Here is a 14,558-nt window from a genome sequence, read left to right as displayed (position 1 = left end):
TGCGATTGACCATGCGGAAGATCGCGAACGTTTCCAGCAAATGGTCGAAAAACTTGGTTTGCTGCAGCCGCCAAATCGTTTGGCGCATTCAGTCGATACTGCTGTTTCACTGGCTGCCGAGATTGGTTATCCACTCGTGGTTCGTCCTTCATATGTTTTGGGCGGCCGTGCGATGGAAATTGTTTACAACGAAGAAGAACTGCAACGTTACATGCAGACCGCTGTATCGGTTTCCAACGATTCTCCGGTATTGCTGGATCGTTTCCTGGATGATGCGATTGAAGTTGATGTGGATGCGATATGTGACGGTAAGGAAGTGCTTATCGGCGGCATTATGGAGCATATTGAACAGGCTGGTGTGCATTCAGGCGACTCTGCCTGCGCGTTACCACCATTCAGCCTGAGCCAGGAAATCATGGACCAGTTACGGGTTCAGGTAAAACAAATGGCGCTTGAGCTTGGTGTAGTTGGTTTAATGAATACGCAGTTTGCTATACAGGGCGACCGTATCTTTATACTGGAAGTGAATCCACGTGCATCACGTACCGTGCCCTATGTGTCAAAATCCATCGGTGTGCCTTTGGCGAAAGTGGCTGCACGTTGCATGGCGGGCATGAGTCTGGCAGAGCAGGGTGTTACTGAAGAGGTGATTCCGTCTTATTATTCTGTCAAAGAAGCCGTTTTCCCATTCATTAAATTCCAGGGTGTTGACCCGATTCTGGGGCCGGAAATGAAATCCACTGGTGAAGTCATGGGCGTTGGACGGACCTTTGGCGAAGCCTTTGCCAAATCACAGCTGGCGGCTTCTGTCAGCCTGCCAGTGGGTGGTAAAGCCTTTATCTCGGTTCGCGACGCAGACAAACAGGCGGTTATCAAGATTGCCAAAGATTTGTTAGGCTTAGGCTTTTCGTTGCTGGCGACTCGTGGAACACAGCAAACGTTGATGGAGGCTGACGTGCCTTGCGAACGAGTGAAGAAAGTCGCAGAGGGTCAACCGCATATCGTGGATATGATCAAAAACGATGAAATCGCTCTGATTGTGAACACAACTGAAGGTCGCCAGGCCGTAGCCGATTCCAGAGAGATCCGCCGCGCGGCATTGCAACATCAGGTGAATTACACCACGACTCTGGCTGCTGCTCGTGCCACGATTCTGGCCTTGCATTGTGAAGACAGCGTTTCAGTGAATCGTTTACAGTCATTACATGGAGAATTGATTTAATGGCCGTTCCAATTACCCAGCGTGGTGCCCAGGCACTGAAAGATGAACTACATGAACTGAAAACCATCAGGCGTCCAGCTATAGTCAATGCGATTTCTGAAGCGCGCGCTCATGGTGATTTAAAAGAAAATGCTGAATACCATGCCGCACGTGAGCAGCAAAGCTTCACAGAAGGTCGTATTCAGGAGTTGGAATCAACGTTGGCTGATTGTCAGGTAATTGATCCAACTGCCCTGCCAAAAGACGGTCGTGTTGTGTTTGGTGTGACAGTGGATTTGTTGAATATCGATACTGATGATGAAGTGCGTTATCAAATTGTCGGTGATTACGAGTCGGATATTAAATTGAACCGTATTTCCATTTCATCACCGATTGCCCGTGCTTTGATTGGTAAAGAAGTCGATGATATTGCAACCGTTCAGGCTCCTGGTGGGGCGATTGAATATGAAATTACCGGCATCCATTATCTGGATTAAATGTTGAACCTCTCTGAAACCATCGGCGAACGCCTGTTACTGACATTGTGGGTAGGTGCATTATGGTCTATTGGTTATCTGGCAGTTCCGCTTGCTTTTGTCAGCCTTGAAACACTGGTTGCTGCCGAATATGCCGCTAAACTGTTTTTTGCTGTCAATGTAATTGGTCTCATCAGTGGAACATTAATTTTACTCGGTAAACTGAGTATCCAGCGGGGCAGGGCGATACATTCATGGCGCTTCTGGGTATTGATTGTCATGCTGATGATTACATTGATATTCAGTATGTATATTCAACCTGAAATGGCCAGTATCAAAACCATCGATAATTGGCGTATGAATACAGAGCTTGCCGGGAGTTTCGAACGTCTGCATATGCTGAGTCAAAATTTGTATCTGATGTTAAGCATTGCCGGTTTGTTGCTGGTATTGAGTACCGATAAACAACATACTGCACGGCAGACCTGATATGGCGCGAAGTAAATCCAGTCATAATTGGCTTAGAGAACATTTTGACGATCCTTATGTCAAAAAAGCTCAGCAGAAAGGTTATCGTTCCAGAGCGACGTTTAAGCTGGAAGAAATCGATCAGAAAGATAAGTTAATCCGTCATGGCATGTCGGTTGTCGATTTGGGTTCTGCTCCCGGTGGATGGTCTGATTATGCTTTGCATCGTGTCGGTGACAAAGGTAAAGTCATTGCATTGGATATTTTGCCAATGACGCCACTGAGCGGAGTGCATTTCATTGAAGGTGATTTTCGTGAAGACCATGTACTGGATCAGTTGAATGAAGTATTGGCCGGACAATCGATAGACCTTGTATTATCGGATATGGCCCCCAATATGACAGGTGTGGATGCGATAGATCAGCCAGGCAGTATGCATCTGGTTGAGTTGGCCTTGGATTTTGCAATTAATAACTTAAGTAAACAGGGCGATTTTCTGGTCAAAGTTTTTCAGGGTGAAGGCTTTGATGATTTTTTGAAGTCCATGCGTACTCACTTTACTAAAGTGACTACCCGTAAACCAGATGCCTCACGCGCACGGAGCCGTGAAGTATATCTACTCGGACGTGGATTGAAATGACAGTAAAAAGACTAACGTTACTAGGGGTAACAAACATTGAGTGACATGATGAAAAACATTGTTTTATGGGTCGTCATCGCGATGGTATTGATGTCGGTATTTAACAATTTCGGTCCGCAACAAACTAAGCAGAGCGAAATGGATTATTCGACATTTATCAGTAATGTGAAAAACGGTGCGGTCTCCAGTGTCGATATTCAGGGACGCACCATAACCGGTAAATTAACTGATGGAAGCCAATTTACCACCTTCAGTCCTGAATATGATCCCGGTCTAATTGGCGATCTGCTGGATAACGGTGTTGCTATCAAAGCAGAGCCAGTCGAAAAAACTGGACTGTTGATGCAGATCTTCATTTCCTGGTTCCCGATGCTTTTACTGATAGCCGTGTGGATTTTCTTTATGCGTCAGATGCAGGGCGGTGGTGGCAAAAACCCTATGTCATTTGGTAAAAGCAAAGCCCGTATGCTCAATGAAGATCAGGTTAAAGTGACCTTCAAAGATGTTGCTGGTGTTGAAGAAGCCAAAGAAGAAGTACATGAGTTAGTCGATTTCCTGCGTGATCCTGGTAAATTCCAGAAGCTGGGTGGTCGTATTCCTCGCGGTATTTTGATGGTGGGTTCACCAGGTACGGGTAAAACTCTGCTGGCTAAAGCCATTGCCGGTGAAGCAAAAGTGCCTTTCTTTACCATTTCAGGTTCTGATTTCGTCGAAATGTTTGTGGGTGTTGGTGCATCACGCGTTCGTGATATGTTCGAACAAGCCAAGAAACATGCTCCCTGCATCATCTTTATTGATGAGATTGATGCGGTTGGTCGGCATCGTGGTGCCGGTTTAGGTGGCGGTAACGATGAACGTGAACAAACCCTGAATCAGTTACTGGTTGAGATGGATGGTTTTGAAGGTAATGAAGGTGTCATTATTATTGCCGCAACTAACCGTCCTGACGTATTGGATCCGGCATTGTTACGTCCAGGTCGTTTTGACAGACAGGTAGTCGTGCCATTGCCTGATATTCGTGGCCGTGAACAGATCCTTAAAGTACATTTGGGTAAAGTACCCGCTGATGAAGATGTAAATCCAAGCGTCATCGCGCGTGGAACACCTGGCTTTTCCGGTGCGGATTTAGCCAATCTGGTCAACGAAGCCGCTTTATTTGCAGCACGCACCAATAAACGCCTGGTTTCCATGAACGATCTGGAACTGGCAAAAGACAAAATCATGATGGGTGCAGAGCGCCGTTCCATGGTCATGAGTGATAAAGAGAAAGAACTGACCGCATACCACGAAGCTGGCCACGCTATTGTTGGTCGTAGCGTTCCGGGTCATGATCCGGTCTATAAAGTCAGTATCATTCCACGTGGTCGAGCGTTAGGTGTCACCATGTTTCTGCCAACGGAAGATCGTTACAGCTATACCAAACAACAACTGGAAAGTCAGATATCCAGTTTGTATGGCGGTCGACTGGCTGAAGAAATGATTTTTGGTGCTGAAGCGGTGACTACAGGTGCGTCGAATGATATTCAACGCGCAACCGAGCTGGCACACAATATGGTTACCAAATGGGGACTTTCTGACAACATGGGACCTTTATCGTATGGTGAAGATGAAGGCGAGGTGTTCCTTGGTCGTAGTGTCACTCAGCACAAAGCCGTATCTGATTTAACAGCCAAGCAGATTGATGAAGATGTTCGTGCCTTGATTACCCGTAACTATGATCGGGCAAAAAATATTCTGACGGAAAATCTCGATAAATTGCATACCATGGCCAAACTATTGATCACTTATGAAACCATCGACAGTGATCAGATCGATGCCATTATGGAAGGCCGTGAACCAGGTGCACCAAAAGGCTGGGATGACAAATCATCAACGCCGCCACCATCGGCAAAACCTGATGAAGATGGCCCGGAACCGACGGGTAAACCTGCTGATCAATTAAACTGAGATAGTTAAACCATGATCATGGACTTTGCGGGAAAATCACTGGATTTGTCCGCCCCGCAGGTTATGGGCATCGTCAATGTAACGCCTGATTCCTTTTCGGATGGCGGGCGTTTTTTTTCTGCTGACAAAGCCCTGGAACAAGCCCGCAAGTTAGTTGCTGATGGCGCCACCATTATTGATATTGGTGGCGAATCGACTCGTCCCGGCTCTGAACCTGTTGGCATTGAAGAAGAAATCCACCGTGTTGTTCCTGCAATAGAAGCTATTCATGCTGAGCTTGATGTGGTTATTTCTATCGATACTATGAAAGCCGATGTCATGCGAGCTGCAGTAGCGGCCGGTGCAAGCCTGATAAATGATGTCAATGCGCTGCGTGGCGAAGGTGCGCTACAGGCCGCCGCGGACCTGGGAGTACCGATATGTTTGATGCATATGCAGGGCACACCTCAAACCATGCAACAACATCCCCACTATGTCGATGTGGTCAATGAAGTGAATAACTTTCTGTCTGAGCGGATTGCTGCCTGTGAAGCAGCGGGAATCTCGCGTTCAGGAATTATTCTGGACCCTGGATTTGGCTTTGGTAAAAATGCCCGCCATAATCTGCGCTTAATGAAACATTTATCGGTATTCACCGAATCGGACCTTCCGGTTTTGGTTGGTGTCTCTCGTAAATCCATTATCGGTGCTATGTTGAAGGTTTCGGTTGATGAACGCTTGGCTGGAAGTCTGGCTTTAGCCTCAATAGCGGTTTGGCAGGGTGCAAAAATTATTCGCAGTCATGATGTGCGTGAGACGCTACAGGCAATACGATTGTGTGAACATGTAATGCAGGTTAACGATTTTGATTGAACAAAAACGACGTTATTTTGGTACTGATGGCATCCGAGGCCGGGTGGGCGATGGTGCTATTACTCCGGATTTTGTATTAAAGCTCGGTTGGGCGGTGGGAAGGGTTCTCGCCAAAGAGCGAAATAGCAAAGTACTCATCGGTAAAGACACGCGTATTTCAGGCTATATGTTTGAATCAGCATTGCAGGCAGGGCTTTCAGCTGCCGGCGTAGACGTTTATCTGATGGGGCCGATGCCTACCCCGGCGGTGGCTTATTTAACCAGAACATTTCATGCCCAGGCCGGTATTGTGATCAGTGCGTCGCATAATCCTTATCATGACAACGGCATTAAGTTTTTTTCTGATCAGGGGACAAAATTACCGGACTCAGTAGAACTGGCAATTGAGGCGATGCTGGATCAACCTATTAAAACGGTGGATTCTGCTCATTTAGGCAAGGCACATCGGATAGCCGATGCGGCAGGTCGTTATATTGAGTTTTGCAAAAGTACTATCTCCACTGGCGTCGATTTATCGAATCTGAAGATTGTGGTGGACTGTGCTCACGGTGCCACTTATCACATTGCGCCAAATGTATTTCGTGAGTTGGGTGCCGAAGTTATTTTAATGGGGGCCGATCCGGACGGACTGAATATCAATCAGAATTGTGGCTCAACCGAACCACGCTTGTTACAAGCCAGTGTTTTAGAGCACAAGGCTGACCTAGGTATTGCCCTTGATGGTGATGGCGACCGTCTCATTATGGTTGACCATCAAGGTGAACTGGTGGATGGCGATGACATTCTGTTTATCATTGCACGTGGCAGACAGCGTATGGGATTGGGAAGAGGGCATGTCGTCGGCACCCAGATGTCGAATCTGGGGTTGCAACACGCACTTGAAAAACACGACATCACATTACATCGCGCCAATGTGGGTGATCGGTATGTCATGGAGAAGTTACAGCAGGTCGATGGCCTGATAGGTGGTGAAGCATCCGGACATATTATCTGTCTTGATAAAACCAGTACCGGAGATGGTATTGTGGCGGCATTACAGGTGCTGGCTGAAATCCAGCAGACTGGCAGCAGTTTGCATGAACTGCGTTCAGCGGTGATTAAATATCCGCAGCGACTGATAAATGTGCGGATTAATAAACTGGTGAATTTACAGGATTATCCGGAAATTCAAACAGCAGTAGAAAGTGTTGAGGCCGAGCTCGGTAATGAGGGCCGAGTGTTGTTGCGAGCCTCTGGTACCGAGCCGGTTATTCGGGTCATGGTCGAGGGACATGATGCGACACGCACAAACCAATTATCCAAGTCACTGGCAGAGCAGATTGAGACAATTCTGCAGGGATAATGCGGTAACGTTTCAGGCCAAAAAGATAACGGGCGATGACATTGCTTTATCAACGGCCAGTCGGTAACCTTTATGATTAATCCTTAAATAAGAGTAGGTGTCTGTGCGCAAACCGCTGGTCGCTGGTAACTGGAAAATGAACGGCTCTAGCGCAAGTAACAAACTGTTGCTTGATGCGATACTGGCGCAAAGAGACTCCTTTGCATCGGTTGATGTTGCCTTATTTCCACCCGCACTTTATGTACAACAGGTACAGTCTGCCTTAACGGGCACGGGCATGTATTGGGGCACTCAAAACGTCTCTCAGTTTGATTCCGGTGCTTATACGGGTGAAATCTCGGCGGCCATGTTGCGGGATTTTGGTTGTCAGTATGTCTTGATTGGTCATTCGGAACGACGTGGTTTATATGCCGAACTGAACCTGGATCAGGTATTTCTTGATCACATCATCGCAGAAAAATACGAGATGACGTTACGTCATGGGATCACCCCGATTATCTGTATAGGTGAAAGTCCTGAAGAACACTCAATGGGCCGCACAGAAGAGATGGTGGCACGGCTGATGGATATTGTGATTGCGCAACAAGGCGTCGAAATGTTGTCAAAAGCGGTACTGGCTTATGAACCTGTTTGGGCCATTGGTACCGGTAAGACAGCCAGCCCGGAATGGGCGCAGGATGTGCATTCTTTCATGCGTCAGCGAGTGGCAAAACATGATGCGAAAATTGCCGCATCGCTCAGAATACTTTACGGCGGCAGCGTAAAAGGTAATAATGCTGCCCCATTATTTGCCAAGCCGGATATTGACGGTGGATTAATCGGTGGCGGTTCACGTGATGCCGATGAATTTGTTCAAATCTGTCAGGCTGCAGCTCAAAATTAGGAAATTAAATGGATGCGTTGATTCTTGGGATTCACGTTGTGATCTCGCTATTGTTAGTAGGTTTGATTTTAATCCAGCACGGTAAAGGTGCGGATGCCGGCGCTGCTTTTGGCGGTGGCGGTGGCGGCGGTGCTTCTGCTAGTCTGTTTGGCAGTCAGGGTTCAGCTTCTTTTCTCAGCCGTAGCAGCGCGATTCTGGCGACAGTGTTTTTTATCACCAGCCTGACGCTGGCTTATCTGGCAGGTAACACCGATCGGGTACAAAGTGTTACGGATTCAGTGGTGATTGAACAACCGGTAGAAGAAAGCCCTGCGGATCTTCCAGAGTTTCCGTAAAATATCCCTCAGTTAATTGCCGTCGTGGTGAAATTGGTAGACACGCTATCTTGAGGGGGTAGTGCCTTAGGGTGTGCCGGTTCGACTCCGGCCGACGGCACCAATTTCGAAGCCAGGTATTTGTAAAGCAGATACTTGGCTTTTTTGTATCTGGCTGCTTTGGAACAAATTACCGTTTACAGAACTCATGGGCTTTTACCCGTTGGTTAACCGGTCTTGTTTTGATGTGGAAACATTCTCAGTGACATTTGGTCACAGGCGTTACGAATAATACAGAGAAGGGACTTTTATGCTTAAGCTGTTGTTTCAACACTATCAAAAATTATCTGCTGCATTGTTGGCCAGTGGGATGTTGGTTACTTCCGGAATGAGTTATGCCGACTGGGATCTTGACCAAACCGATTCGCAACTGCATTTCATGTCAGTCAAGTCAACTTCCATTGCCGAGCTACATACTTTTAAAACCATCACCGGCAGTTTGTCAGATAGTGGTAAAGCCGAACTTGTCATTGATTTGAATAGTGTCAATACCAACATTCCCATCCGTGATGAACGTATGCAGGCTATGCTGTTTGATACCGTTAACTTTCCGCTGGCAAAGTTAGCGGCAGATGTTGATATTATTGCTGTAAAAGCTCTCGAGACTGGACAGACAATCACTCAGGATGTTGAGCTAAAACTCGATTTGCATGGTCAAACACAGACATTTCCTGCGCAGTTACAGGTTACGGCACTGGAGTCGGGTAAATTGATGGTCGCCACGACGGCGCCTGTGGTGATCAAAGCGGAAGATTTTAATTTGGTTGAAGGCGTCAATGCATTGCGCGATGTGGCTGGTTTGCCGTCAATTACACTTGCCGTACCAGTGACTGCTACTCTGTTTTTTAATCCGTAACAGAGTAAGGTCTGTAGACTTTTATATCGACACGGCTCGAAAGCATTGTTTTAAAAATTACCGGCCGCTAAGAGCGCTGTCGATGTTTTTTCCACATACCAGCGATAAAGAATATTAAAGCAATCCAGATCAGGCCAAAGGTAATCAGTCTTTCCGGCGGATAGGCTTCTTTTAGTACAAATACACCAATAACAAATTGGATGCTAGGATTAATGTACATGATGAAGCCCACTACGGATAAGTCGACTCGACTGGCCGCCATGGCAAACAATACAAGCGGTAAGGCGGTGAGCAGACCGGAACCAATAAGTAGTAGAGTTAATTGGGCAGAGTCACCAAACGCCAGGTCATAATCAGAGTTGGCTGCCTGCCACAAAATCCAGGCTAAGGCTACAGGTGCTAACCATAAGGTTTCTATCGTCAGGCCATTTACGCCATCCACCGGATGTTTTTTTCGGATGAGCCCGTACAAGGCAAATGCCAGAGCCAGTGATAACCCCACCCAAGGCAAACTACCCAAGCTGAACCATTCCCATAAAACAGCAATGGTAGCCAGAACCCCGGCCCACGCCTGTAACGGATGTAATTGTTCCTTGAGCAACCATCTGGCCAATAGCAGACTCATTACCGGTGTAATGAAATAGCCGAGACTGGCTTCCAGTACTCGGTGTTGTGAAACAGCCCAGATAAATATCAGCCAGTTTATGGCAATCAGGCATGAGGATAATGCCAGCCACAACAGCAATTTTTTATCTGCAAAGGTCTTGATCAATTTGCGTCCACGGCCGAGTAATAATCCAACCAGAGTGGTGGCAAGCAAAGACCATAGGATTCGGTGCGACAATACTTCAACTGCTGAAACGCTGTTCAGATAACTGAAATAAAGCGGGAAGCTACCCCATATTACATAAGCAGCAATAGCGAATATCAGGCCATACATAAATTACTTTGCTTTGAAAAAGTGTTATCGGAATCCATTGTAAATTGGCCAGGGTCTTGCGGCCTTGCACACAGTAATACAATAGCTATGCAAAATGGACAGTTTACGTAATTATTTTATGTAAACGATTTTTTAAAGCATTATTGTGTCAAAAGTTCATATCGATGAAAGTACTGGTTGGAGTAAACAGGGAGGTCAGGTGATCAGAACAAGGCTTAACCAATTGCAAAACCGGCTGGTTCAGTTGCGAAAAGCCGGCTTTTTTGCACCGCTGAGGATAGCCTTGAGTTATGCCCTTTTTGCCACACTTTGGATAATTTTTTCTGATCAACTGATGCAACGCATAACCGATGATAGCCAGTTGTTGTCTCGATTACAGACTTATAAAGGTTTGTTTTTTGTGACTATTACCGCCTTTCTGGTCTGGCTGTTGATACAACGTTTGTGGCTGTCGCAAAGCAAACTTATCGATGCTTTGCAGGATAGTCAGTCAAAGTTGTGCGTTATTTTCGATAATGTGCCGTGTGGTATTCAGGAATGTGATCTGCAGGGACGTGTAACTTTCAGTAATCAGGCACACCATCAGATCCTTGGCATTCAACCTGATAAGCTGATTGGACGATATATATGGGATTATCAACCCGATGAAAATGCCAAACAACAATTTAAACGTATATTTAATGATCTGGTCACGAATCAACCCAAGCCAGAGCTGTTAGTCACCATCAATCTTGCAGCTGATGGCCAGCAAAAAATCCTGGAATATAACTGGGATTATATCTATGACGATAAAGATGAGTTAGTGGGGCTTATTGCCGTCATATCTGACATTACGATGCGCCAGCAGCAGGAAGAAAGAATACTTCGTCTGGCGCATTACGATACGTTAACTGGCCTGCCAAATCGTTTCCTGTCCATGGATCGTTTAGCTCAATTATTGGAACTGGCTCGCCACAATAATGATCTGGTGGGGGTTTTATGTCTGGATTTGGATGATTTTAAAAAAATCAATGAATCAATGGGACATGAAGCTGGAGACGCCTTACTGATACAGATTGCACAGCGTATTCAATCACATATTCGTCATCGCGATATTCTCGGTCGGCTTGGTGGTGATGAATTTATCGTGTTACTGGCAGATATGCATTCTACGGAAGAGATTACGCCCATTCTGGAAAATCTGGTCCGACAATTCCGCCAGCCATTTATGATTGATGAACAGACAATAACACTGACCTTAAGCATCGGTGTGGCTACCTATCCTTTAGATGGCCATCATGCTTCACAATTGCTGCGACAGGCCGATACTGCTATGTTTTATGCCAAAAGCAGTGGCCGAAACACTTTCGTAAATTATACCGAATCGATGAACCGTGATGCGGCGCGAAAATTGCTCATAGAACAGTACATGTACGGGGCATTGGAGCGGGGTGAGTTTTATCTTCTCTATCAGCCGCAAATTGAATTGGCAACCGGCAAAATGACGGGGGCAGAGGCTTTATTACGTTGGCAAAATGAACAATTGGGACCTATTGGTCCGGATGAATTTATCCCGGTAGCGGAGCAGACGGGATTGATTGTTCCCATTGGTGAGTTTGTGATGCAGTCGGCGATAAAAAAGACTGCCGAATGGCAAAAACATCAGATGGGTTTCCGGATGGCTATCAATCTTTCTCCCTGCCAGTTTCGTGATCCGGGATTATTGGGGTTTGTTGAACAGCAATTACAGAAATACCCAGTTCATCCTCATACACTGGAACTGGAAATTACCGAAGGTGTGTTATTAAGCGGATACCTGATGACCGATGAGTTATTCAAGTCGTTTACGGCAATGGGCATTGATATGGCGATGGATGATTTTGGTACTGGCTACTCTTCACTCAGTTATCTTCGAAGCTATCCGTTTGCCATTGTAAAAATTGATCGTAGTTTTATTAACGATATGACTACTGATTCAGCGGATCGGGAACTGGTTAATGCCAGCATAGCCATGGCACATGGACTCGGTTTGAAAGTGGTGGCTGAAGGCGTGGAAACAGAAGAGCAGGCCATATCACTCAAGGCAATGAAATGTGATTACGTACAAGGTTATTATTACAGTAAACCCGTTCATCCTGACCAATTACTGTTGAAGCTCGTCGGGTAATCTGTAATAAACGATCTAAATACGCGCTTCAAATGCTGCACGTTAATGTGTACTATCGGGAGTTGATCAAATAAGTTTGAATGAACAAAAACAATAATAACTATCAGGTGTCACAAAGACACTAAATCTCGAGAGAGTGGAAGGGCGACATGTTAGAGGGATACCTCCCCATTTTGTTGTTTATCATTATCGGCATCGGCTTTGGTGTAATGCCGCTGATCGCAGGTTTTATTATCGGGCCGCAGCGGCCTGATGCCGAAAAACGCTCCAGCTATGAATGTGGTTTTGAACCTTTCGAAGACACGCATGGCAAATTTGATGTGCGTTATTATCTGGTCGCCATCCTGTTCATCATTTTCGATTTGGAAATAGCCTTTTTATTCCCCTGGGCCATTGTGCTTGATGAAATCGGGGTGTTTGGTTTGCTGGCCATGTTCCTGTTTCTGGGCATTCTGGTGGTGGGCTTTATCTATGAATGGAAGAAAGGAGCCCTGGAATGGGAATAGAAGGCGTTCTCCACGAAGGGATTGTGACCACCTCGGCAGATAAGTTGATCAACTGGGCGAGAACAGGCTCCTTGTGGCCGATGACCTTTGGTCTGGCCTGTTGTGCTGTTGAAATGATGCATGCCGGGGCTTCACGTTATGATCTGGATCGTTTCGGTGTGGTGTTTCGACCCAGTCCGCGTCAGTCAGATGTGATGATTGTCGCCGGTACGCTGGTCAACAAAATGGCACCGGCACTGCGTAAAGTCTATGACCAGATGTCAGAGCCACGCTGGGTCATTTCAATGGGCTCCTGTGCCAATGGTGGGGGCTACTATCATTATTCCTATTCGGTGGTTCGTGGATGTGATCGCATTGTGCCGGTGGATATTTATGTGCCGGGTTGTCCACCAACGGCTGAGGCCTTGCTCTATGGCATTATTCAGTTACAGAAAAAAATTCAGCGAACCAATACCATCGCTAAAAGCGTGCAGGCATAAGGTTGTTGCATGGAATCGCTTAAACATAAACTGGAACAGCATTTTGCCAATCAACTGGTGGAATGTGAGTTTAATCGTGGCGAAGTGACGATTCATGTTGAGGCGGAGCAGATTATTCCGGTATGTACAGCTTTGCGCGATGAGTTTGCCTTTACTCAGTTAATTGATTTATGCGGAGTGGATTATTCGGCTTACGGTAATAGTGGCTGGGAAACCAAACAGGCGACTGAACATGGTTTTAGCCGGGCTCGTGAAGCATTTTCGCAGATTGATAATGTTGACGAGGGCTTTCGTTATGCCGTGGTTTATCACCTGCTGTCCGTAAAATACAATAATCGACTGCGTCTGAAAGTGGATTTAATTGCTGAAACTCCGATTATCGATTCGGTGACCAGTATCTGGTATTCAGCAGACTGGTATGAACGCGAAGCTTTTGATTTATTCGGTATCCTGTTTAAAGGCCACCATGATTTACGACGCATTCTGACCGACTACGGTTTTGTGGGACATCCGTTCCGCAAGGATTTTCCATTGATTGGTAATGTGGAAATGCGTTATGACGCTGAGCAGAAACGGGTGATATATGAATCCGTCAGTATCGAGCCTCGAACGCTGGTGCCACGGGTGATTCGAGATGATAACCGGTATCTGCAACCTCATAATGAGGTCAAGAAATAATGGCTGAAATTAAAAATTACACCCTGAATTTTGGTCCACAACATCCGGCGGCACATGGTGTATTACGGCTGATTCTGGAAATGGACGGCGAAGTGATTGTGCACGCTGATCCACATATCGGTTTATTGCATCGCGGTACGGAGAAACTGGCCGAATCCAAACCCTATAACCAGAGCATCGGCTATATGGATCGGCTGGATTATGTGTCGATGATGTGTAATGAACATGCTTATGTCATGGCTATCGAAAAACTGTTAGGGATTGAACCTCCAGTCCGGGCACAGTACATCCGGGTCTTGTTTGATGAAATGACCCGGGTGTTGAATCATTTGATGTGGCTGGGAGCACATGGTCTGGATATCGGTGCCATGACTGTATTCCTGTATTGCTTCCGGGAACGTGAAGATTTGATGGATTGCTATGAGGCGGTATCCGGAGCCCGCTTGCATGCTACTTATTACCGTCCCGGCGGAGTGTATCGTGATTTACCCAACAGCATGCCGCAGTATCAAAAATCCAAATGGCATTCTGATGCCGAAGTCAAAAAGTTAAATCAAAGCCGTGAAGGCAGTTTGCTCGATTTTATCGAGGATTTTTGTCAGCGATTCCCAAAATGTGTCGATGAATATGAAACACTGCTGACCGATAACCGTATCTGGAAACAACGCACGGTGGGTATTGGTGTAGTGACACCGGAACGTGCATTGCAACTGGGATTCACCGGGCCAATGTTACGTGGCAGTGGCGTCGAGTGGGATTTACGACGTAAG

16 protein-coding genes and 1 tRNA gene are annotated in these 14,558 nt (G+C 46.3%); 16 read left to right on the top strand and 1 reads right to left on the bottom strand.

The annotated features are described in order from the left end of the window. The 11 genes from B3O33_RS00590 to B3O33_RS00540 all read left to right on the top strand — a co-directional run. A partial coding sequence (locus B3O33_RS00590; RefSeq protein ID WP_292362723.1) for an ATP-grasp domain-containing protein occupies positions 1 to 1,222 on the top strand: 1,222 nt, incomplete at its 5' end. Then, on the top strand, positions 1,222 to 1,698 hold the full coding sequence (gene greA / locus B3O33_RS00585) for a transcription elongation factor GreA (RefSeq protein WP_292362363.1): 477 nt from the start codon (positions 1,222 to 1,224) through the stop codon (positions 1,696 to 1,698). The genes B3O33_RS00590 and greA, both read left to right, overlap by 1 nt. Then, positions 1,699 to 2,166 (top strand): DUF4149 domain-containing protein, encoded by a 468-nt coding sequence (locus tag B3O33_RS00580; RefSeq protein ID WP_292362364.1) that lies wholly within the window; start codon positions 1,699 to 1,701, stop codon positions 2,164 to 2,166. A gap of 1 nt (position 2,167) precedes the next feature. After that, entirely contained in the window at positions 2,168 to 2,785 is a 618-nt protein-coding gene (gene rlmE, locus B3O33_RS00575; protein WP_292362365.1) for a 23S rRNA (uridine(2552)-2'-O)-methyltransferase RlmE, read from the top strand. Between the two features lie 45 nt (positions 2,786 to 2,830). Further along, a complete protein-coding gene (gene ftsH, locus B3O33_RS00570; protein WP_292362367.1) occupies positions 2,831 to 4,732 on the top strand; it encodes an ATP-dependent zinc metalloprotease FtsH in 1,902 nt (633 codons plus the stop codon). Between the two features lie 12 nt (positions 4,733 to 4,744). Beyond that, positions 4,745 to 5,584: a dihydropteroate synthase gene (gene folP, locus B3O33_RS00565; protein ID WP_292362368.1), complete on the top strand. Its 840-nt coding sequence runs from the start codon at positions 4,745 to 4,747 to the stop codon at positions 5,582 to 5,584. Then, positions 5,577 to 6,926, top strand: coding sequence for a phosphoglucosamine mutase (gene glmM, locus B3O33_RS00560; protein WP_414673256.1), 1,350 nt, complete (start codon positions 5,577 to 5,579; stop codon positions 6,924 to 6,926). The genes folP and glmM overlap by 8 nt, the downstream gene beginning before the upstream one ends. Before the next feature lie 103 nt (positions 6,927 to 7,029). Continuing rightward, a complete protein-coding gene (tpiA, locus tag B3O33_RS00555; RefSeq protein WP_292362369.1) occupies positions 7,030 to 7,809 on the top strand; it encodes a triose-phosphate isomerase in 780 nt (259 codons plus the stop codon). Between the two features lie 8 nt (positions 7,810 to 7,817). Further along, positions 7,818 to 8,144: a preprotein translocase subunit SecG gene (gene secG / locus B3O33_RS00550; RefSeq protein ID WP_292362370.1), complete on the top strand. Its 327-nt coding sequence runs from the start codon at positions 7,818 to 7,820 to the stop codon at positions 8,142 to 8,144. Positions 8,145 to 8,162: 18 nt separating this feature from the next. Continuing rightward, positions 8,163 to 8,247, top strand: a tRNA-Leu gene (locus B3O33_RS00545). Between the two features lie 186 nt (positions 8,248 to 8,433). After that, on the top strand, positions 8,434 to 9,039 hold the full coding sequence (locus tag B3O33_RS00540) for a YceI family protein (RefSeq protein WP_292362371.1): 606 nt from the start codon (positions 8,434 to 8,436) through the stop codon (positions 9,037 to 9,039). 67 nt (positions 9,040 to 9,106) lie between these two features. On the opposite strand, the gene rarD is transcribed toward B3O33_RS00540, so the two are convergent. Next, positions 9,107 to 9,979, bottom strand: a complete 873-nt coding sequence (rarD, locus tag B3O33_RS00535) for an EamA family transporter RarD (protein ID WP_292362372.1) — start codon at positions 9,977 to 9,979, stop codon at positions 9,107 to 9,109. A gap of 334 nt (positions 9,980 to 10,313) precedes the next feature. On the opposite strand from rarD, the gene B3O33_RS00530 reads away from it, so the two are divergent. The 5 genes from B3O33_RS00530 to B3O33_RS00510 form a co-directional block, all read left to right on the top strand. Beyond that, positions 10,314 to 12,125, top strand: coding sequence for a sensor domain-containing protein (locus B3O33_RS00530; RefSeq protein WP_292362722.1), 1,812 nt, complete (start codon positions 10,314 to 10,316; stop codon positions 12,123 to 12,125). Positions 12,126 to 12,274: 149 nt separating this feature from the next. Further along, the gene (gene ndhC, locus B3O33_RS00525; RefSeq protein ID WP_041354701.1) at positions 12,275 to 12,631 is read left to right on the top strand and encodes an NADH-quinone oxidoreductase subunit A; all 357 of its coding nucleotides are present in this window, start codon (positions 12,275 to 12,277) and stop codon (positions 12,629 to 12,631) included. Next, the gene (locus B3O33_RS00520) at positions 12,622 to 13,110 is read left to right on the top strand and encodes a NuoB/complex I 20 kDa subunit family protein (RefSeq protein WP_292362374.1); all 489 of its coding nucleotides are present in this window, start codon (positions 12,622 to 12,624) and stop codon (positions 13,108 to 13,110) included. Before ndhC ends, B3O33_RS00520 begins: the two co-directional genes overlap by 10 nt. A 9-nt stretch (positions 13,111 to 13,119) precedes the next feature. Next, the gene (locus B3O33_RS00515) at positions 13,120 to 13,788 is read left to right on the top strand and encodes an NADH-quinone oxidoreductase subunit C (RefSeq protein ID WP_292362375.1); all 669 of its coding nucleotides are present in this window, start codon (positions 13,120 to 13,122) and stop codon (positions 13,786 to 13,788) included. Further along, positions 13,788 to 14,558 (top strand): NADH-quinone oxidoreductase subunit D (locus tag B3O33_RS00510; RefSeq protein ID WP_292362721.1); only part of this gene is annotated, 771 nt, incomplete at its 3' end. The genes B3O33_RS00515 and B3O33_RS00510, both read left to right, overlap by 1 nt.

It is taken from the genome of Methylophaga sp. UBA1464, assembly GCF_002325665.1.
Lineage (GTDB): Bacteria > Pseudomonadota > Gammaproteobacteria > Nitrosococcales > Methylophagaceae > Methylophaga.
The sequence above is the reverse complement of the archived record's forward strand: the minus strand, read 5'-3'. Positions and strand labels throughout refer to the sequence as shown.